This is a genomic window from Spirosoma sp. SC4-14 (assembly GCF_037201965.1).
GTDB lineage: Bacteria > Bacteroidota > Bacteroidia > Cytophagales > Spirosomataceae > Spirosoma.
The window spans coordinates 5637500-5659693 of sequence record NZ_CP147518.1 but is presented as its reverse complement, the minus strand read 5'-3'; the positions used below and the strand labels follow the sequence as shown (position 1 = coordinate 5659693).

The window sequence follows — 22194 nt, the reverse complement described above, 5'->3', positions numbered from 1 at the left end:
CATCGTTCCGGTTATCCGGTAAATTTAACAAAAGAGAAAATGAGTAATTGCGGATGTTTATGATTTGTGGTAAATACTTATGGCCTGGCGTCGAAGTGCTTCGTTTGTTTGCTGCCGGGTCTGGTTTGTTCTGTGGTGCCTAAGATTGAATGACTGATGCATTTCTTTTCGCAGCATAGAAACGGGCCTCACGCATCCGCAATACAATCGGACGAGTAAAAAAGCAACGCCCTTCTGTCGACAGAAGGGCGTTACATAGTCTCTTGGTTCTTCGTTATAATTTTGATTTCACGGGCTGGTCGCTATAAACCAGTAAATCGGTCAGCGATACGATATGGTCGGGGTCGGGGTTCAGGAGTTTGATACGAACCGTATGTTTGCCTTTGGGAAGTTGGTATTTCCAGAACAGATCATACCGGCGGTGGGTGAAATCGACGGGTAAGTTGGCCGTTTCCAGTTTCCTGCCGTCGACATAAAGCTCTGCATTGAAGGAGAAATTACTTTCGTATCCCCACGAACTGCGATTTTTTGGCTTTGCTTCGCCTTTAATAACAAAACCAATACCGTCGAAATCGGCAGTAAATTCATTGGTCAAGTCTTTCCGAATGTGCTGTACCAATACGGGATAATGCCCCGTAAAAGCCTGCTCGAACCGAACTGTTTTGGGTGTTTGCAGGGCAATGGTTACCTGGTCGCCGTTGATTTTGCCACCGTTGCGTTCTACCACCTGCAAGGCGTGTTTCATACCCATTGCATAGACATCGTTCAGCGACATGGTGGTGTATTTAAAATCAATGTCTTCGGCTTCTTTCAACCCCTGTTTCCAGTAGGCCGGAATTTTGTCATATCCGAGCATGGTCCCCAGAATTCCCCCTGCCGACGCCGGATTACAGTCGGAATCCTGCCCCGCACGTGTGCTGATTTCCATTGTTTTGGTGAAATCGCCACCACCGTAGAGCAGGCCAAGAACGATGTAGGCCGAATTGATTTTTGCGTCGATGTTAAACGATCGGAACACACCTTCGGGGCAACCTACTTCGTCCGACCATTTTCGCTGAATCTCGAACCAGTTGCGTTTCCAGTCGTTCGGGAACTGGTCGTGCCATTTAATTACGTCGGCAATACACTGATAAAACGTACTCTGTGCAGGAATGGTCTTGAGGGCTTCTTTTACGATATAATTGACGTCGCCAGACACAAAGGCCAGCGAATACATGGCTCCCACAAATGCGCCACCATACCAGCCGTCGCCGTAGTTCATGATATGGCCAATAGGGTCACCAATCTGCACCGCCGTATTGGGCATACCGGGAGCCATTAGTCCCGAAAAATCGGCTTCAATCTGGAAGTCGATATCGTCGGCATGGGGGTTGTTGAGCCAGTGCCCCGACTCCGGAGCGTTCATGCCATTGAGGATATTATAGCGACCGGCCTGATTGGCGTGCCAGAGCATATAGCCTGCATTAGCATAGGCTTTGGCATGTTCCTCCACTGGGGCATCGAGCCCTTTGCGTTCAAACACATCTACAAATGTCAGGTCCATATAAATGTCGTCGTACAGACCCGGATTGTTCAGCATCGTATGCTTCATATATCCATCGTACCACGGTATGGGCTGGTAGTCGTTGAGCATGGTACCCGTAAATTGGAATTCCGTGGGTCCGCCAAACGTACAGCCAATCAACTGACCGGCCCAGCCACCTTTAATTTTATCCTGAATAGCTGCCTTCGCCATCGTAATGGATTTAGGCGCAGGCCCTTTTTTGGGCAGAACGGCAACAGGAGTGGCCGATAAAAAAGCAACGGCGACAATTGGAAGTAGTATTTTTTTCATGGTTAAAAAGGTTTTTGGTATTCGGTTTACGGTAATCGGTTTTGGGTTTACGGTTGCTTTGCTATTGAGGGATGTATGGAACACCGGAAACGTAAACTAACTACCATAAACCGCTTAAAACTCGTTGCGATAGGGTACAGAGGCTTGCGCGCCCATTCGGGTAACCGAGATGGAAGCCGCTTGGCAGGCAAAGGCAACGGCATCGGGTAAGGTTTTTCCTTCCGATAGCGCCACGGTCAGGGCGCCGTTGAAGCAGTCGCCAGCGGCTGTGGTGTCGATGGCTTTAACAAGCGGAGCGTCGATTAACTGCCCCCGGTTTTCAGACGTATGAAGGTAAGCACCTTTCGACCCCAGCGTAATAACTACATTCATAACACCCATATCATGGAACTTCTGGGCTGCCTGCTGAGCCGTCGGTAAATCTGTCACGCGAATGCCGGTGAGAAGTTCGGCTTCGGTTTCGTTGGGCGTAATCAGAAACAGGTTCGAGAATAGATCGGCGGGTAAGGGTTGGGCCGGAGCAGGGTTCAGAATAACCCGCAAACCACGTTCGGCTGCTTTTCGAATGACGTATTCAACTGTTGGTAGCGGAATTTCGAGCTGGAGTAGCACCAGCGCATCGGAGTTGGCAGCCTGGAGGGCGGCTTCGGTTTCGATGGGTTGCAAATTGGCGTTTGAGCCCGGAGCAACCGTAATGCAGTTTTCGCCCGACGCATCAACATTGATCAGCGCCACGCCCGATGGATTATCTGCATCAGTCAGTATATAGCTTGTGTTGATGCCTTCGCGTTCGAAGCCGCTGAGTGCCTGTCGGCCAAAAATGTCATTGCCAACTTTCGCAACAAACGTAATTGACCCACCTGCCAAGGGTTCGATGAGCCGGGCAATGGCAACAGCCTGATTGGCACCTTTGCCTCCGGGATTCATCAGGAAAGTGCCACCAATAACGGTTTCGCCCGGTGCGGGCAGTTTATCGGCCTTTACGACCATATCGGTGTTTGAGCTGCCAACCACCAGAATCTGACTAGGCATTCGAGAGAAGTTTTGTAAGGGGTAGGTACAAATTTATCCAGCAAAAGGTATATTGCAAGCCCAAATGTAAATGGTTTTCAGACAAGGCTGTTGCAGATAAAAATTGTTGCTGACACTTATTGATCCTGTTCTGTTCTAACCTAATCGGCTTTTAGGCTGCTGTTGGTTTCGATTAACAGATAACCCTACCTAATCCTATGTTTTCAATTGATCAGCTCCATACGCTCGTTCAGACACTTACAAAATCGGAGAAACGCTATTTTAAGCTGGTATGCAGTTTACAGGAAGGCGATAAAGCGTATCTGACCCTGTTCAATCTGCTGGAAAACCAGTTGGAGGGTGGTGGCGCCCTATATGAAGTGCTGGAGAAACAGTTTCCAGGCTCATCGGTGGAGCCGGTTCGAAAACACCTGTATCGGGTGTTGATGAAAGCCCTGCGGTTGTATGAATGTGAAAAAACAACCGAAAATAAACTGGCATCGCTCATGCAGGATGCCCGGATTTTGTTTGCAAAGGGACTAACCGAGCTAGGCTTCGATCAGCTTGAAAAAATCAAGAAGCTCGCCATGCGGACCGAAAAGCACCTCTATTACCTGATGGCTGCCCGACTGGAACTCCAGCAACTGGTGCGAACACAATTTTCGACGCTCGACGAAACCCAGCTTCTTCGCAAACAGCAGCAGTGGCAAACCGTGATGCAGCGCGAACAAACGAGCCATCAACATTCGGCTCTGTACGAAATTTTGCTCTGTCGGTACTGGAAAAATGGCCTGGTGCGGAGCATGAACGAACAAACCCGGCTGAATGATTTGCTGCTCGAAGAACATCAGATCATCGCCCGAAACCCACAAAAAAACTCGTTCGAAGCGCAGCGGCTTCACCTGCATTTTCAGTCGGTTTTTTTTCTGATGACCAACGATGCTGAAGGAAGCCTGCGCGCTTTTTATGATTTACACGAGCTGTTTCAGCGACATCAGGATCTTTGGACCGATACGCCTATTTATTACATTCATCTACTGGACGGTATTCTGACCGACCTGCGTGGGTTGCAGCGCTACGACGACATGGATTATTTTCTGGATCGACTGGCAACCCTGACCGCCCTGCCGGAAGGACTCTCGCTCCTGGCGCGCTATCTGACATTTATTCATCGACTTGCCCGGCTCAACGATACCAGCCAAACCGCCGATGCTGTTGCACTCGTTCGAACCGTAGCTTCTACTCTGGAACGAGAGTTGCCCGGATTACCAGCCAACGTGGTTGCACTGGTTCGGCTGAGTGTTGCCCGAACCTATCGCGATGGCGGGCAACCAACGCTGGCCCTCAAACACGTCAATGCAGTATTAAACGACCGCGCCACCGCAGGCCGTACGGCTTTGCAAAGTCAGCTTTGGTATAACCAGGCCCGGCTGCTGAATCTGATGATTCATACGGATCTGGGTAACCTCGATTACCTGCGGTATGAACTTCGCTCAGTCGAACGTAAACTGAAAGCCGACAAAAAACTGTACCAGGTTGAGCGGTCGATGCTGAGTTATCTGAAAGGCTTTTTAATGGGTAAGCCCGACACGACGTTTATTCCGACCGTTCAGCAACTGGCCGATGAACCTACCGAACGGCAGCTCGTGCTGGCACTTGGGCTGGCCAAATGGGCTGCCGATAATTGCCGAAATACAGAAGCTAGTCAGAAACAATTGGTTGACTGACCAGGACCGGACGGTTGGGAATGACCATAAGCTGACCAGAATCATCGGTCAGGCTAAGGCAGGTCAATACGCTGGCCAACTGCCGGGCCTATTTTTATCCCAGACAAATTTGTTGATCTGGCTATGAACGGGCTTGCCAAAATTACGTTGTGTTTGCTAAGCATATTGGCCTCCAGCGCTGTTGCTCAGGTTCGTAGTGTGCGGGGCGGGGCTGGCTTTCTGTATTTAGGGCCTGCCCAATGGCCCGGTGCAGGCATGGCTGTTCAGCAATTGAATCCATGGGCTACTTCGACCAGCAACGACCACTATCTGCTGATGGGAAGTGAACTCTACTGGCAGCACAAGCAATGGCTATTTGGGCTGGGAGCATCGGCACTGGTGAATAAACGCGTGAACCAATTGCCTGCCGGAACGTCCATCGAATCGTCGGCTTCTAATGGGCATATATGGATTGGCAGGATTGTCTGGCAAGGTCAACGCGCCAAACTATACCCGAGTCTGGCCCCTGGCATCAGTGCCTTCAATGTTAATTCGACAACGGCAGGAAGTAAGCACACAACCCATACACTCGACGGTTTTTCGGCCGATATTGGGCTGTCGTTCGACTGGTTGCTGCTGGGTAATAAAACGGATAAAACACTATTGGCCGGGCCAATGCTCAAGATACAGGCTGGCTATCGATTCATGACAGCATCGTCGGAGTGGCATGGTGATCTGAATGATCCGGCGAGTATCACAACCAACCGCTATGCGCCAAGGGGGTTTTACCTCACCCTCGGCATAGGTGGGGGCGGTTTTCGTATTCGCTGATACTGAACGCATGAACCGCCGGGCATACTTGCGTCTGATTGCTGAACTGACACGATAGCAAGAAAGGCTGAGTAACCTCATTCGGTTGTCTGATGGCTCTCAGGGAACACACTACTCATCTGGTCTACTTTTGGTGTATCGTACACTAAACACAGACCAGCTTATGAAAACCTGGGTATTGCCTTTTCTACAGATTACTAATGACATGATTCGGGAAGTGGGCGGCAAAAATGCGTCGCTGGGCGAAATGGTTACACATCTCGGCGAACAGGGTGTTCGGGTGCCCGATGGCTTTGCCGTTACCACTGTTTCTTATTACGCATTTCTGGCTGAAAATCACTTGCAGGAGCCAATTCAGCAAAAACTCGACGAACTCGATACTTCAGACTACCATAATCTGGCCGAGGTTGGTGAGGGCATTCGCAGCCTGATTCGGCAAGCTACTATTCCGGCTCCAATTGCCGAGGCTATAACCAGCGCCTACCAAACCCTTTGTCAGACCTTCAGCAACCCCATTCAGGTGGCCGTTCGGAGCAGTGCGACGGCCGAAGATCTGGCAACAGCCAGTTTTGCCGGGCAGCACGAATCCTATCTGAATGTGCGCTCGGTAGCCGAACTGCTCGAAGCCTGTCGGAACTGTTATGCATCGCTGTTTACGGACCGGGCCATCAAATACCGAAACGATAACGGATTCGATCACCTGAAAGTGGCGCTGTCGATTGGGGTGCAACGCATGATTCGATCCGATCTGGCCAGTTCGGGCGTGTGTTTTACGATCGATCCCGATTCGGGTCATACGAATGTGATGCTCATAACGGGAAGCTGGGGGCTGGGCGAAAATGTAGTGCTTGGCAGCGTTAATCCCGACGAATATTATGTCTTTAAACCATCTATCGGTTTGCGTAATGCGGTATTGACGCGTAGGGTGGGCGAAAAAACCGTTACGATGGTTTATTCGGATGCGCCCGGTGAACACCATACTGTAAATACACCAACTCCGCCCGAACGGCAGCAGCAACTGGTGTTGACCGATGACGAAGTAAACAAACTGGCTGGCTGGGCCAGAACCATTGAAGCGCACTATGGCAAACCAATGGATATTGAGTGGGCAAAAGATGGAATCGATCAGGAACTCTATATTGTGCAGGCGCGCCCTGTAACGGCGCTGCCTGCTTCTGAACTAACTATCCTTACTGATTATCGACTCGATAAGCCGGGCGCTGTCCTCTGTCGGGGGAATGGCATCGGGCATCGGATTGTTACAGGCAGGGCCCGGGTAATTCTGTCGCCCAAAGATGTGCCGGCCGATCTTAGTAATGATGATATTCTGGTTACGGATATTACCACTCCCGACTGGGACCCCATTCTGAAAAAAGTATCGGCTATCGTTACCAATCGGGGCGGACGAACGAGTCATGCGGCTATTGTGGCGCGCGAAATTGGGGCATTGGCCGTTGTGGGTACCAACAAGGCAACGGAAGTGATTCGGGAAGGCGATCTGATTACGGTAAGTTGCGTGGATGCACAGGAAGGTATCGTGTATGCCGGAAAACTAACCTGGACCGAACAGCAAACCAACCTGACCGACCTGACACCACCACAAACACCCTGTATGCTGATTCTGGCCGATCCAGCCCAAGCACTACGACTTAGCCAGTTGCCTGCACAGGGTGTTGGCCTGCTGCGAATGGAGTTCAGTGTTATCAACGACATTGGTATTCATCCAATGGCTCTGATCAATTATCCGAATCTGCTGGCCCCCGAAGTCATCGAACAAATCAGCCAGCGTACAGACACATATTCGAACAAGAAAGCCTTTTTTGTCGATAAACTGGCGCAGTCGGTTGGCTTGGTGACGGCCGCTTTCTACCCACGTCCGGTTATTGTTCGGTTTAGCGATTTCAAAACCAACGAATATGCCGATTTGCTGGGGGGCGATGCCTTTGAGCCCGTCGAAGAAAATCCGATGCTTGGCTGGCGGGGAGCCAGCCGCTATTATGATGCGCGCTACCGCGAAGGCTTCCGGCTCGAATGCGAAGCCATGCGTCAGGTGCGTAACGAAATGGGGCTAACGAACCTGAAACTGATGATCCCCTTTTGCCGGACAGTGGCCGAGGGGAAACAGGTGCTTCAGCAAATGGAAGCGTATGGCCTTCGGCAGCATGAAAATGGGCTTGAGGTATATGTGATGGCCGAAATTCCAAGCAACATTATTCGGGCGCAGGATTTTGCGGAGTTGTTCGATGGATTCTCGATCGGCTCCAACGACCTGACCCAACTAACGCTGGGTGTCGATCGAGATTCATCGACTTTGCAGGGGTTGTTCAATGAAAACGACCCGGCTGTTCGCGATCTGATCGGTATGCTGTTGCTAACAGCTCATCGGATGGGGAAACCCGTTGGCATTTGTGGGCAGGGACCGAGCGATAATCCGGCATTTGCGGAGTTTTTGGTGAAAGAAGGTATTAACAGTCTGTCATTTAATCCAGATGCTTTTCTGCGGGGCATGACTGCTGTTGCAAAAGCCGAACAAAGCATGGTTGAGCATGCCATTGGTTTCTGAGGTTTCTGAAGCGTTACTTGGGTAGTGGCATAATCCGCAAATTATGCCATTGCTTAGGTAACGTTTTTTTTCTCTCGGCTATTGATGAAAATCACGCCGGTGGCTGACTAATGTCATTGGGTGCTGTTTATTCTTTGTTGCAATTTTAGTTGCGCTACTTGCCGCCTTTATTTCGATGAAAATTGCTTTCTATAGTGCCCTGCCTTTTGAACAAAAATGGTTCGATTTGTTTACTGGCCATCATCAGATTACCTATATTCCTTTGCCCCTGACTATTCAGACGGCAGAACTGGCAACGGATCATGGAGCCGTTTGCGCTTTTGTGAATGACGATCTGAGTCGCCCGGTTTTGCAGACACTAAAAGACAAGGGCGTGTTGGTAATTGGCATGCGCTCGGTAGGACTCGATAATGTCGATCAGGACGTGGCAGAGGAACTGGGCATAACTCTTTTACAGGTTCCCGGCAATTCGCCCTATTCAGTAGCCGAACAAGCTGTTGCATTGCTGTTAGGAATGATGCGGCATCTGCCCGAAGCAATCCGTCGGGTGCAGACGGGCAACTTTTCGATTGATGGCCTGGTCGGAAACGATCTGCACGGAAAAGTAGTCGGAATAATCGGAACCGGTCGAATCGGGAAAGTTGTGGCGCGGATTATGCAGGGTTTTGGCTGTAAAATTGTTGCCTACGACATTAACCACAATTCGGCCCTCACCGAAAGCGGAGTGAAATACATTCTGCTGTCCGAGCTGCTGCAACAGGCCGATATCATATCGATTCATTGTTCTCTGACACCACTCACCGATTACCTGATCAATGCGCAGTCGTTAACAGCCCTCAAACCCACCACCATGCTAATCAATACGGCTCGCGGACGAATTGTTGATACGGAGGCTGTTCTGAATGCGCTGGATGCCGGAAAGCTGGCTGGCTATGCGGCTGATGTTTATGAAGGTGAACGCGCCTACTTTCATTACGATTTTTCCGGTAAAACCGTGTCAGACGAGTTGCTGAACCGCCTGCGGAATCATCCAAATGTGCTGATAACCGCCCACCAGGGTTTTTTGACCGAGGAGTCGCTCGAACAAACTGCCCGTAATTTGCTGAATCAGTTTACTTTCTACGAAAACCAGCAGGCAGTTTTCATTACGAAAGCCTCTATGTGCTGAACGGTCATTGATCATTAGAAAATGGCTGATAGCTAATGATCAATGACCAATAGATCCTTTATACCCGCATGATCAATACGGGAATTTCGGCATGGTTCAGTACATCTTCGGCCACGCTCCCCGACAGTATGTGCCGCAAGCCCGTATGGCCGTGCGTCGAGAGAACAATCAGGTCGGCCTGTATTTCGTTGGCATACTCGATAATCCCTTCAGGAACAGATTTCGCCCGCCGGATCGTTAATGTAAACTCCGTAATACCTTTCGCTTTAGCCAGTTCATTGACCCATTCCTGTATGCCTTCAGAATCCCGATTGTCGGTAGGCGTTGTAACATACAGAAACTGATGCTGATCTGCTGCTCCTAGTTGGAAGGGGAAGTGCTGAACGGTTTTCAATTGTTCGTCAATATCAATAGCATAGACAATGTTCTGGGGCTGAAAATGAGCAATGGGCTGTTTAACGACCAGAACGGGACAATGGGCATAGCGGACAATCGTTTCGGCATTCGATCCAACAAGCCACTCTTCAAGCCCGGATGCTCCTTTCGAAGTCATTACAATCAGGTCGGCAGGCTGATGGGTAACGTTGTCGACCATTCCCTGACCGTTTGTGAGGAGCTTCGGTATGATCATCACATCCTTATATTTTTCATTTCCGGCCAATTGCCGCAAGGTCTGGTCGGCTTCCTGCTCCACATCCCGAAACTCATCGACCGTATAATTCACCGTCAGCGAAACGGCTTCAGCATAGGTCGGCATCGGCACCGGATAAACGACCGAGTGCAGGAGAATGATGGTAGAGTTGTAGACACGGGCAATATCGGCAGCTACGGACAACGCTGCATCAGTAGCAGGACTTAAATCGGTAGGCACAACAATCGTATTCATGGCCGGAAGATGGTTTGGTTGATCCTACAAATCAACGGGTTCGGCCGGTGCTATGCCCTGACGACCGATAGGCCTGACTTTGATTTTTATCAGCTAATCGTCATTGAAACGGCCCTCGGTCCAGTTGATTACAATCAGGCAACAGGCTGACTGACAACAGGGAAGAAACCAGGCTGGGAATCTATGTTTGTGGGAGAAGCACAACCGTTCCGAAAGCTATTGTTCAGGTTGCGCAATTGGGCTTTTGTTTAATCTGAAGTTGCTATGGCACCCACCGAATCGCCTGTACTTGACCCCCATCCCCGACATACGATCCAGCCGCTATTGACTGATGGTCTGACTCAGGCGCTCGATGGCCCCAAAAGCCGCCGGTCGGAGTTGCGGTTTATTCTACAGATTAGCTGGCAGTTTCTGAAAGGATTACGGATACTACATTTTGTAGGGCCCTGCGTAACAGTTTTTGGCTCCGCCCGCTTTCGGGAAGGGCATCCGTATTATGAATTGACACGAAAAATTGGTCGGGCAATTTACGAGCTTGGCTTCACGGTTATGACGGGTGGTGGACCTGGCCTGATGGAAGCCGCTAACCGGGGCGCTTATGAAGCAGGCGGTCGGTCGGTAGGGTGTAATGTGCGATTACCGTTTGAGCAGCAACCCAATGCCTATTTAAATACCCGCGTGACTATCGATTTCTTTTTTGTTCGGAAAGTGCTGCTACTGAAATATTCGTATGCCTTTGTGGTGATGCCCGGCGGCTGGGGCACTATGGATGAACTGTTTGAAACACTTACGCTTGTGCAAACGGCTGTTATTCAGCGGTTTCCGGTTGTGCTCATGGGGCAGGACTATTATCGGCCTCTGCTGGCTTTCATGCAGGATATGATTCAGGCCGGTACCATTGGCGAGAAAGACCTGCAATACGTTTGCCTGACCGACGATGTGGTTGAAGCGCAGCAACATATCCGGAACTACGTGCAGCAGAATTATAAAGTTATTCGTCGGCGTAGACCGCTCTGGTGGTTACTGGAGCGTGTCTGATCACAAAAAATACACACATAGTTAACTCTTATCGGTATGTATAAACTACTGCTTTTAACCGATTTTTCGGCGGCTTCGCGCCATGCAATTGCGTTTGCACAGGCACTCTTTGCCGATACCGCAGCGGATTTTTGTTTTATGAATGCCTGCTCCATTGAACCCAGTTTGCAGGATAGTGGTGCTTTCCTGCTAAACGAACGATGGCTGGCTGCGGAGAAATTGCTGAACGAACTTCAACGTGAACTAACCCAGCAGCCTGAACCCACCTATCACACATACCGGACCATTACCATGATAGGTGAACCGGTCGATTCGGTCAATAAACTGCTCGATAGCGAATCGTTCGATATGGTGGTGGTAGGTGCTACGGGCCATGGCTGGAGTGAACTGATGGGAAGTGTGGCTACTGATGCGGTGCAGACTATAAAAACAAACGTGCTGGTTGTTCCGACTGCGGCTGCTATTCGTCCGCTACAGCAGATTGTATTGGCCACCAATTATCGGTCCGTAAACAGCACAACCTCTTTGACTTTTTTAGATGATCTGGCGAGTCGAAAAGGGGCTCAGCTCACGCTATTGACAATAGAAGATCCAAACCGCTCAGGCACGCAGGCAGAGCCAGGTCGGCAGCGCGTTCTAGATGCGTTTGAGGACGTTCGGACGGATACCTATATGATTCATGACGATAACGTGCTACGTGGCATCGACACTTATCTAAAAACACATACGGTCGATTTGCTGGTGCTGCTTCCTCACCATAAGAGTTTGTTCGATGTCGTTAGTGGCAAGAGTGTTAGCCGCTCGGTAGCCTACCACCCACATGCGCCCTTATTGGCACTTTATGATAAGCAGACAACAGAGCAGAATGCCTCAACGGATACCTTCGATCTGGATAAAATTCCGTTTGCGACTTATCTGTGAAATAGCTTGCTGAAAAGACTTCCTGTTTTTGTTCTTCAAAAAATAAACCCGATAGCACTTCGTTGTCTGTCGGGTTTATTTTTTGGTAATATTGGTTATATATTTATGGTTTAATGATTTTAATGGTTTGATTTTCAGGGCCGTTGCTGGCCCGGAGTAGTAGGTAACCCGAGGCCACCTGATCAATTCTGAATTGCTGTATGTCGTTGGCCGATTCCTGGTTTATTAAGCGCTCTTCAATCAGTCGTCCGCGCATGTCGAACAGTTGTAATTGCACAGCATGGCCTTCGGCTCCACTTATGGCTACTGTGAGTACATCGCTAACCGGATTACCTAATAGTTTCAGCGAAAATGCACCGGCAGTTTCCGTTGTTGCCACTCTTGCCCGGCCGCAGGCCGTTTTCAAATTCCAGACATAAGTGGTGGTTACTCCGCTCTGACGAGCCATCAGCACAAACGGCTGCACATCGCTGGCTGTGCGGCTCTCCTTGTCGACAAACTGATCGGGGTTGGTGGTCCAGCCCGTAATGCCAGCCGCCATATACTCAATCGTACTGCCATCGCCCCCGCTGGTGTTGAAATGAAAGGCACCCGTGCTGCAAGCATAAGTAGGAGCCAGCAGCGTCAGGGCAGTGGTTGGTGGTTGAGGAGGATTGGCACAATATGCCTTAAAATCGAAGACATAGGTAACGGTTTGCCCATTTTGGGTTGCCTGAATAGGAATGGGTTTGGGGTCGTTGCGCAGCTCCTGCTCAATAATGCCGGTGTTGCTGTTGGGTGATGCCCTTGTAATACCGGGAGCCCAGTAGGTGATGGGCGATCCATCGCCCCCGCTGGTGTTGAAGGTAATGGCTCCCGTCTGGCAGTCGTAAGTGGGAGGCAGCAGCGCCAGTGGCGAACCGGGATTGGGTCCGTCGGAGACAGTGATGGTAAAGGTAGCAATGACGGGTTTGTCGGGGAAGGCACTGGTGGCTGCCCGAACCGTAACCAGATACACCCCAGCCGTGGTTGGTGTGCCGAAGATGACGCGAATGGGATTGCGTGCACCTACTTCATCTTTGGCGAAAACATACAATCCTGGCGGCATTCCCTGAATGGAAAAGTACCAGTTGGTATAATAACCGGGAATAGCTGGGCTTGGATCGACAAAATAGAGTCCGATGGGGAATCCACTTCCCGGAATAGCTTGTCCTGTGGAGAGGAACTGGTCGGGAATGGGTTTGGTCAGCCTCGGGGGCTGCGGGCTACAAGCGGTTTTGAGCTCGAAGTTATAGGTTGCCGAGTTTCCATTCTGGGTAGCTGTTATGGGGATGATTTTGGGGTCATTTCGGAGTTGGAGTTCAACGATTCCTGAGTTGCTATTGAGTGATGCCCTTGTAATACCGGGAGCGGAGTAGGTGATGGGCGATCCATCGCCCCCGCTGGTGTTGAAGGTGATGGCTCCTGTCTGGCAGTCGTAGGTGGGGGGTAGTACCGTGAGGGGGGATGTGGGTTTAGGTTTAACCGTAATTAGAATATCCTCACTTTGTGCGTAGGGTTTACTACTAACAACTCTAGCCTTATAGGTGATTTCGGTCGAAGAAACAGTTGGCACGATGCCGATCAACGTACCAGCACTATTACCACCAGTGCTGGCTACATAAAATGAGTTGTTGTTATTATCGACCAGCACTAATGAGAAATTGTTCGTTTGGTCAAAATCTCCTGCCGTGGTAAATGCTACCTGAATGGGAAAGCCAGAATAAAAACTAGTAGCGTTAATGCTACTTATACTGATGGTGGGTGCATTGACAGGGAGTTGAATTTCGGCGGTGTAGACTGAACCCACCCCATTTTTAAAGTACGTGTTCTGTACATCATACAGTGGCATCCATGTATATGCAACAGTGGAGTTGTAAGTAGCTTTTATCAGAAAATTGCCATAGCGAATGTGCCAGGGGTAGTTAATAGCGGTAGGTTGAAAAGGATTCGATGCGAATTGATAGAGGCCGCCTGTAGTAGTCGTTGTATGAAATATGGGTGTTGAGGTTACGGAATAAGAAAACCACTCGACCGGATAAAGCTCAACGGACACGCCAGGCAGCGCCTTTCTCTGTGCATCAACTGTTTTTATAGTAATACTCCCCGGAAATGGTTCAGTAACCCATTTGTCGCCAACAATAGGACCATCGGCCGTTGAGTTTAATAAGTTTGTCGTATACTCATCCCATACAATATTGCCATAGGGATAATTCATGATGGAGTTAACTGGCTCAAATGTTTGGTTATTTACAGGATTTTTCGATCCTTCGACCCGTAATCCATAAATATCGACTGCGCCCCGTGCGTGTCCAAATTCATGAGTTAAGCCATCAGTGGCTCCCGGGCCAAAAGGGCCGCTGGCAAAATCAGTGCTCCACTGCCATTTGTGATATATTACCTGCTGATCACCTAACCAGCCTCCTCCCTGTGAATTGACCGAAAAACCATCGATCACCACAGCATAAGTGTAGTTTGGGTGTGGTCTGAAAATTTCGGTTGTTGCCGGACCATCAAAAACGTAGATCGAGTCGACCTCAAAATTGTAGATTCCATTGAAATTGCTGGAACTGTTAAAGTTAGCGTTGACCGTTGTCATTTGATCCCGAACAATCTGACTAATGTCTTTAGTCAGCATAGATTGATAGAAATCAGCCGTTTGTTTTTCAACAGCAACTACTACCCTGAATTTCCAGATGGGTTTCGCGTAGGCGGTATAGTTTGTTAGGATCGTAATACAAAAAGCGATCAGAACTGAAGAAAGGAAGCGGTAGTTCATAGTGTCTGGCTTAATGGTGGGAAATAAATTGAAGTGGTCAGATTTGACCAGACTTAATGGTTTTTGATATACTAATTTCATCATTGGATTAGTTGAATGTGAAATTGTAATCCATCGTCCAGAAACGATGGACGATGGATTATCCAAGATTAGATCGAATCAGGGAGTGATCAGTTTGATAAGCTTTCGCTCGTTGTCAGTTGCAACTTCCAATAGAAGCAGGCCTTTTGCTGAGCCAAATGGCACTTGAACGTGTTCGGTTGTTGTGGCTTTAGGTATGCGGTATTGGTAAAGAATTTTGCCCTGTATGGTAGCCAGACTCAATTGAACAGGTTTATTTTCTGCTCCACTGATTTCTATTTCTGCCTGTTGATTTACTACAGGGTTGCCCAGTACAACTACCTGTAGTCCAGATGTTGCGTCACTTGCTCCCACTCTTGCCCGTCCGCAGGCCGTTTTCAAATTCCAGACATAAGTGGTGGTTACTCCACTCTGACGAGCCATCAGCACAAACGGCTGCACATCGCTGGCTGTGCGGCTCTCCTTGTCGACAAACTGATCGGGGTTGGTGGTCCAGCCCGTAATGCCAGCCGCCATATACTCAATCGTACTGCCATCGCCCCCACTGGTGTTGAAATGAAAGGCACCCGTGCTGCAAGCATAAGTAGGAGCCAACAGTTGTAAAGGCGTTCCATTTTTACAATACTCCCGCAAATCCCAGACGTATCTGACGGTTTTCCCGCTCTGACGAGCCCAAAGAGTAAAAGGTGGTGTATCGCTTGCTAGGCGACTTTCTTTGTCAACATATTGGTTAGGATTTGTGGTCCAGTCCGTTATGCCTGCGGCCATATAGTCAATCACATTGCTATCTCCTCCCATCGTCCGAAATATGATGCTTCCCGTTTCGCAATCGTAAGTTGGGGGAAGTAGCTGCAATGGGGTACCGGTCTGGCAGAAATCGAGAACATTGAAATCATAATTGACACTTACTCCGTTCTGTTGGGCTGTGATGTGAAGAGGTTGAGCATCTTTAGCAGTTCGGCTCTCTTTATCGACAAACTGGTTCGGGTCAGTTGTCCAGGTCGTAATACCCGGAGCCTCGAATGTAATGGCAGATCCATCACCTCCATTGGTAAGGAGCGTTATTGCTCCGGTTTGGCAGTCGTAAACCGGAGCCTGTAAGGCTAGAGGAGCAACATTCGCAGATGATGAGACTGTACCAAATCTGGATACCCAAAAATTGGTAGTGTGAGTAGTATTTATATCACCATCCGTCGATGTGGAACTTCCTGCAATGGCGAAATCGGTTGCCGATGTTCCGGCAATAGACCAGGCAAAATCGCTACCACTGCCACCTACAGCTCGTTGCCAGATTAGGCTACCATTGCTGCCAAGTTTAACGGTCCAGGCATCGCCACCACCGTGGTTACCCGACACATCGCCATCGTTGGAGGAACTGGACCCGGTTACAATAAACGTTCCATCGGGTGCTGCCATAATGCTCTCGGCCCGATCATCGGCACTGCCGCCCAGCGCGCGTTGCCAAACCAGATTACCGTTTTTATCTAGCTTGGCAACCCAATAGTCCATGTTTCCTCCAAGGTCCATACCAGTTGTGGAATGACTTCCCACAACGTCTCCATTGTTAGAATAAGTTAGTCCAGCTACTACAAGACTATTGTCGGAAGAAGGTACAATTCCGCCCCATCCCCAGTCGGTAGCACTGCCGCCCAGCGATTTTTGCCACAGTAGACTGCCATTGATATCGAACTTAACAACCCAGAAATCGGCAACACCATGATTGTTGGTCACGTCGCCATCGCTGGAATAAGTATACCCCAAAGCTGCAAAGGTGCCATCGGCGGTTCGGGTAACGGCATCGGCACGGTCGTCGTTAGAGCCACCAAATGATTTACTCCAGACAACGGTACCATTCGCCGATAATCGGAATGCCCATAAGTCGGATTGGCCATGTCCACCTGATATATTTCCATCAGTAGAATATCCCCAGCCTGCGCCAATAGCCCCTCCATCTGTTGTGGGGGTAATTCCTAAAATAAAATCAGCACTTGAACCACCAATGGCTTTTTTCCAGAGCAGATTGCCATTCTGATCGAGTTTGATTACCCAGCCGTCGGAGAGGGAACCGTGATTGCCTGCTACATCGCCATCATTAGAATCTGCATTCCCTGCTATGAAAAAACCACCATCCGAAGACTCACAGACCGTTGAAACGTATTCTGTTTTACTGCCTCCAAAAATTTTCTGCCAGAGTAGTCGTCCGCTGGCATCCATACGAACAATTAAATAATTAGTGCTTTCAATGCCGTATAGATTACTATAGACAAACCCCACGGCTATATAGCCTCCATCGCTGGTGGTGGCAATGGCACGGGCTTCTGATCCCTGAAAAAACTTGTTCCAGGCAATGGATGGTGGCGTGATTACGGCACCAATTGGCACAACCACCGACCGGAATTTTTTGTACAAAGGTTGCGAAAGGCTTTTGCTCGGAGTACCATCTCCATAAAACTCGGTAGTGCCGTTATCCATCAAAAACTGAATCTGACTGTCATCATTCAGTGGATTAGGTACTTCGGCAATTCCTTCGTAGCTCCCTGGAATATTCAGGCTGGTGAGGCTGGTGGCGCGGAGGCCAGGGAGCGTTCCTGAGTCGCCGTTCCAGGTATAGATTCGGAAATCGCTGGGAGGAGTTCCGGTTGCATTGCCAGTGGGGCCAGCAATGATAACATACTCATTTCCGGCATTCTTACGCATTTCACGGATGCCTCGTCCGCCTAAATCAAGCTCAATAGGTGCGCCAAAGGTAGCACTGCCTACTGGCTTATTACCGCTAACCAGCGCAGTAATATTGGTGACAGGAACAATAAGTGCCTTCGTTCGGTTGGTCGTCGGCACCAGAGGAGCTCTGAAGCAAACGTAGCCTGTGGTATTGTCGGGAGCCAGTTCAAGGCCTTCGATATTATAGCCATTGTCTTGCTTTGAGTTCACTCCGGGTGCTGCACTGGCCGCAAATCCGTAGTAGTTGGTACCTTTGCCATGTCGGTTATTGGCATCCCAGGCAATCAGGTCTTCGCGTAGATAGTCATACCGACCGCCATAGGTGAGACTGGTGTTCGCTCCGCTTCCACTTATATCGGTAGCAAACAGACGATCGCGGCTAGGTCGTGCTTCACCGTCTTCATTATTACTTTGGGAGCCAATCCAAATGATTTGGTTGCCGGTTCGTATCGATCCTTCGATGTCTACTTCTTTGCCATCGGTCAGGTTTAGAGACGACGAAAAATCGAAACCCCTGACCGGTAGCCCCGAATGAACGCGGTTATAAAGCCTTATAGTTTGGTTTTCGTCGTCGCCGACCAGCATATAGGTATCATCAATGTTGATCGCTGTCGAGCCGTCGCTGGTACCTGAGTGAAAATAGGAGGGATAGGGGATGGTGAAACCGGCCGATGCGGCATAATTGATTTGATAGGTCACATTGGTGCAACCCCCACTCACCACAACATTGATAGTGCTATAGCCTACCCCCAAGGGCTTAATTTTTAGGTTGCGATTTGCGCCCGTTCCGGTTAGTATAAGATTGCTGTTAGCTACCACATACTCGTTGCTACTGCTCGCCGTAACGGTCAAATTGTTTACCGGCGTATTGGGATCGTCGATGATAAAGTCGATGCCCAATGTGCTGGCAGGGTCGGTAGGGTCGGCTGTTACACCACTGACGTAGCCGGGGCCATTTGCTGGTAAACTCAGAAACGATGTAGTAGTACTGGCAACCTGAATGGAAGGCCCTTGGCAGAGAGGTAACACATAACTACCTGGATTTCCAATATTGCCAGCGGAAGACTGATACGAGTTTTGGGTATCGCCAACTACCGATAATTGCCAGCCAGCACTATTGTTCGTGCAAAGATTCGCATAGGTTGTCCAGCCACTTGCCCCATTGGTTCGTATAGAACCGGGGATAGTCTGATCGTCGTACGTTAGTCGATCAACGAGGTTATTAGATGCGTCATAGATGTTAATTTCATCACTACGGCCCAGATTCTGATTATTTCCGCCTACTACTTTTTTAGAGGCTGCCAGCGACCACTCTGCGCGAAACGTGGCTGCCGAGACTTCTGTAATGATAGCCGATTCGCCGGGTTGAATCGTACCTAACCCGCTAAGGCTAAACGAGCCTGCCTGACGGCTGTTGTCGTCAAAACTCCAGCCCGTCATCGAAACTGCAGCATCGCCCGTATTGGTGATTTCGACAAACTCGCCCGTTGTACCGCTACCCGCCGGGTTATACATATACTCGGTAATGCAGATTTTACCACCGGTTTGTGGTTTCAGAGAAGAGCCATTTTTTGCTTCATTAACGTGTTTTTTAGGAAATGCATTTGAGTTGGCTTGTAGTGTAGATCGGATCAATGAACCCGATCGGCTTGCAAACGAACCTAATCCAACAAGACTAACCAGAATTAGCGACCAGCGCAACATTCGGTGAGACATCTGCTCAATGAGCAGACTCATCACAAATTGTAGTGAGTTTTTCATGGTTAATTGAATAGTAGGAACGTGAACAATACCGCTTAGGTCAGGAAGACCTAAGCGGGCACTAAAAGAAACGGTTACTGCTTAATGATTTTTACAGACTGTGTCTGCGTAGGAGTATTGGCACGTAGTAACAGAATGCCGGAATCAGCCCTATCCAGCTCGAATTGCTGTACATTTTCGGACTGAGCCTGGTCAATCTGGCGAACCTCCAGCATACGACCCTGAAGCGTTGTTAACCAGAGTTGCAGAGGTTGCCCTTCGGCACCACTAATCAGAACCCGAAGCTGGTTTTGGACGGGGTTACCCAGTGGGGTTAGGGTTAAATTGCCTGAATACTCCGCTGCGGCCAGCCTTGCCCGGCCGCAGGCCGTTTTCAAATTCCAGACATAGGTGGTGGTTACTCCACTCTGACGAGCCATCAGCACAAACGGCTGCACATCGCTGGCTGTGCGACTCTCCTTGTCGACAAACTGATCGGGGTTGGTGGTCCAGCCCGTAATGCCAGCCGCCATATACTCAATCGTACTGCCATCGCCCCCGCTGGTGTTGAAATGAAAGGCACCCGTGCTGCAAGCATAAGTAGGAGCCAGCAGCGTCAGGGCAGTGGTTGGCGGTTGAGGAGGATTGGCACAATATGCCTTAAAATCGAAGACATAGGTAACGGTTTGCCCATTTTGGGTTGCCTGAATAGGAATGGGTTTGGGGTCGTTGCGCAGCTCCTGCTCAATAATGCCGGTGTTGCTGTTGGGTGATGCCCTTGTAATACCGGGAGCCCAGTAGGTGATGGGCGATCCATCGCCCCCGCTGGTGTTGAAGGTAATGGCTCCCGTCTGGCAGTCGTAAGTGGGAGGCAGCAGCGCCAGTGGCGAACCGGGATTGGGTCCGTCGGAGACAGTGATGGTAAAGGTAGCAATGACGGGTTTGTCGGGGAAGGCACTGGTGGCTGCCCGAACCGTAACCAGATACACCCCAGCCGTGGTTGGTGTGCCGAAGATGACGCGAATGGGATTGCGTGCACCTACTTCATCTTTGGCGAAAACATACAATCCTGGCGGCATTCCCTGAATGGAAAAGTACCAGTTGGTATAATAACCGGGAATGGCTGGGCTTGGATCGACAAAATAGAGTCCGATGGGGAATCCACTTCCCGGAATAGCTTGTCCTGTGGAGAGGAACTGGTCGGGAATGGGTTTGGTCAGCCTCGGGGGCTGCGGGCTACAAGCGGTTTTGAGCTCGAAGTTATAGGTTGCCGAGTTTCCATTCTGGGTAGCTGTTATGGGGATGATTTTGGGGTCATTTCGGAGTTGGAGTTCAACGATTCCTGAGTTGCTATTGAGTGATGCCCTTGTAATACCGGGAGCGGAGTAGGTGATGGGCGATCCATCGCCCCCGCTGGTGTTGAAGGTGATAGCTCCTGTCTGGCAGTCGTAGGTGGGGGGTAGTACCGTGAGGGGATTGGTCAGCTCAGTTTTTAGCTTAACCAACCCCGTCATTCCTGAAAAAACAATACTACCATCACCAGCAATGGCCAGATCGGTTAGTTTATTCGGAAATACATCCGATAATCGGAACGTTCGTTGCGCAACAATACCCAATAAAGCCGGATCATTATCGGAAACGGCCGGTTCCGTACTTATTTTCAAAAGTTGATAATCGTTGTCTGGATTGGCCGTTGATGTGTTGCCGAGTATATAATATTTCTTGTCATCGCCACCCGTATACAGGGCAACATAGGCCGATGTTGGCTCAATAGCTGAATAGGGAGTACCGCGTTTCAGCTTGCCGCTTGAATCAAGCTCAAGCAAAATAGCACGGGCAGGGGCTTGTACTAGCGACGAAAATGCATAACCCGCCCCAACCAGTGCATACCCGTTGCCATCGGCAGCCAGACAGGCGTCGGTAATGGTATAGGTCGAGCGAATACGGTTTTGAGTAAGGGGCGAGAGCGATTCCAGCAATTTTTCCCACTGTACGTTCCCCTGCCCGTCGAGTTTAGCGACCCAGCCCGTCGATGGGTTACTCTGGTTGAGTGGGTCTTCGATAATGCCAGGCAGATAACCCGCCAGCAAAAGCCCTCCATCAGGGGTATTAATGATCGTTTGCGCCTGTATGGTCTGTGCGTCGCCCATTGCGTTGGTATGCGCAATGGTTTTGGCCCATAGTTGATCACCACTGGGCCCATATTTTGTTAGCAGGCCATCATAGTTCAGAATAACATAGCCATTGTCGGGTGTACCCAGAATTCGGCTTATCGACTGAAACGAAGGGGATGTTGGACCACCAGGGCCATAGGATTCATACCAAACCTGACGGAAAACGATGTTTCCGGCAGCATCTTTTTTTTGAATACCCCAACTCACATAGAACCGTCGTGGGTCGAGAGCAGGGAGGAAAGTTTGTGAATAGAAGAAGCCCAGCGTTCCGCCATCGGCTGTTACACCGGGCGGATAGTTCGGTGCATTGAGATATTGAAGCGTATCGCCCGTGAGCGAGAATTTATAACCACCGCCATAAATGGTGCCATCGGTAGGAATTTCGATTCGGTTATTACTGACGAAATACCAGGAAGTAGTTTTACTCCACTGCACATCGGGGATGGAGGGCTGGCCAACGGCTGCTGTTGCTGTGAGCAGAAACAAGCTGACCCATTGAGCTATATGTTTGTAAAAAGTGTCCATACAACTAATTGTTTTAGAGCAGACTGACTGACCAGACCTGCATAAGGTCTGGTAAAATTCCAGTATACTAACCAATTCGTTACTGACCTGGGTCAAGCGAGAAGATGTTCTTTGTCAGGCTTTTTATTGTACTTTTTGTGGTGGCTAAATGCGGGAATGAGACTCCGGAGCGGTATTATGCTTTTGTTATCAACTACC

Annotated in this window: 12 protein-coding genes; 6 read left to right on the top strand and 6 right to left on the bottom strand. The window is 49.7% G+C overall.

Going from position 1 to position 22194, the window contains the following annotated elements; translation table 11 throughout:
* Positions 1-274: 274 nt before the first annotated feature.
* Together WBJ53_RS23155 and rbsK are read right to left on the bottom strand one after the other, a co-directional pair.
* The gene (locus tag WBJ53_RS23155; RefSeq protein ID WP_338870587.1) at positions 275-1834 is read right to left on the bottom strand and encodes an ADP-ribosylglycohydrolase family protein; all 1560 of its coding nucleotides are present in this window, start codon (positions 1832-1834) and stop codon (positions 275-277) included.
* A 114-nt stretch (positions 1835-1948) separates the two neighbouring features.
* A complete protein-coding gene (gene rbsK, locus WBJ53_RS23150; protein WP_338870585.1) occupies positions 1949-2866 on the bottom strand; it encodes a ribokinase in 918 nt (305 codons plus the stop codon).
* 197 nt (positions 2867-3063) lie between these two features.
* Between rbsK and WBJ53_RS23145 the strand changes: the two genes are divergently transcribed.
* From WBJ53_RS23145 to WBJ53_RS23130, 4 genes are all read left to right on the top strand, one after another.
* Positions 3064-4572, top strand: coding sequence for a hypothetical protein (locus WBJ53_RS23145; RefSeq protein ID WP_338870583.1), 1509 nt, complete (start codon positions 3064-3066; stop codon positions 4570-4572).
* 123 nt (positions 4573-4695) lie between these two features.
* Complete coding sequence (locus tag WBJ53_RS23140; RefSeq protein WP_338870581.1) at positions 4696-5382, top strand: hypothetical protein; 687 nt, start codon at positions 4696-4698, stop codon at positions 5380-5382.
* A 163-nt stretch (positions 5383-5545) separates the two neighbouring features.
* A complete protein-coding gene (gene ppsA, locus WBJ53_RS23135; protein ID WP_338870579.1) occupies positions 5546-7945 on the top strand; it encodes a phosphoenolpyruvate synthase in 2400 nt (799 codons plus the stop codon).
* 175 nt (positions 7946-8120) lie between these two features.
* Positions 8121-9113, top strand: coding sequence for a 2-hydroxyacid dehydrogenase (locus tag WBJ53_RS23130; RefSeq protein WP_338870577.1), 993 nt, complete (start codon positions 8121-8123; stop codon positions 9111-9113).
* A 58-nt stretch (positions 9114-9171) separates the two neighbouring features.
* On the opposite strand, the gene WBJ53_RS23125 is transcribed toward WBJ53_RS23130, so the two are convergent.
* Positions 9172-9999, bottom strand: a complete 828-nt coding sequence (locus WBJ53_RS23125) for a universal stress protein (RefSeq protein ID WP_338870575.1) — start codon at positions 9997-9999, stop codon at positions 9172-9174.
* Positions 10000-10263: 264 nt separating this feature from the next.
* Here WBJ53_RS23125 and WBJ53_RS23120 point away from each other — a divergent pair, with 264 nt between their 5' ends.
* Positions 10264-11037, top strand: a complete 774-nt coding sequence (locus tag WBJ53_RS23120) for a TIGR00730 family Rossman fold protein (protein WP_338870573.1) — start codon at positions 10264-10266, stop codon at positions 11035-11037.
* A 36-nt stretch (positions 11038-11073) separates the two neighbouring features.
* Positions 11074-11958, top strand: a complete 885-nt coding sequence (locus WBJ53_RS23115; protein WP_338870571.1) for a universal stress protein — start codon at positions 11074-11076, stop codon at positions 11956-11958.
* Positions 11959-12061: 103 nt separating this feature from the next.
* Here WBJ53_RS23115 and WBJ53_RS23110 read toward each other — a convergent pair whose 3' ends face one another.
* From WBJ53_RS23110 to WBJ53_RS23100, 3 genes are all read right to left on the bottom strand, one after another.
* Positions 12062-14755, bottom strand: coding sequence for a hypothetical protein (locus tag WBJ53_RS23110; protein WP_338870569.1), 2694 nt, complete (start codon positions 14753-14755; stop codon positions 12062-12064).
* A 159-nt stretch (positions 14756-14914) separates the two neighbouring features.
* Positions 14915-19318 (bottom strand): DUF3616 domain-containing protein, encoded by a 4404-nt coding sequence (locus WBJ53_RS23105; protein ID WP_338870567.1) that lies wholly within the window; start codon positions 19316-19318, stop codon positions 14915-14917.
* Positions 19319-19392: 74 nt separating this feature from the next.
* Entirely contained in the window at positions 19393-21996 is a 2604-nt protein-coding gene (locus tag WBJ53_RS23100) for a T9SS type A sorting domain-containing protein (protein WP_338870565.1), read from the bottom strand.
* Positions 21997-22194 lie beyond the last annotated feature (198 nt).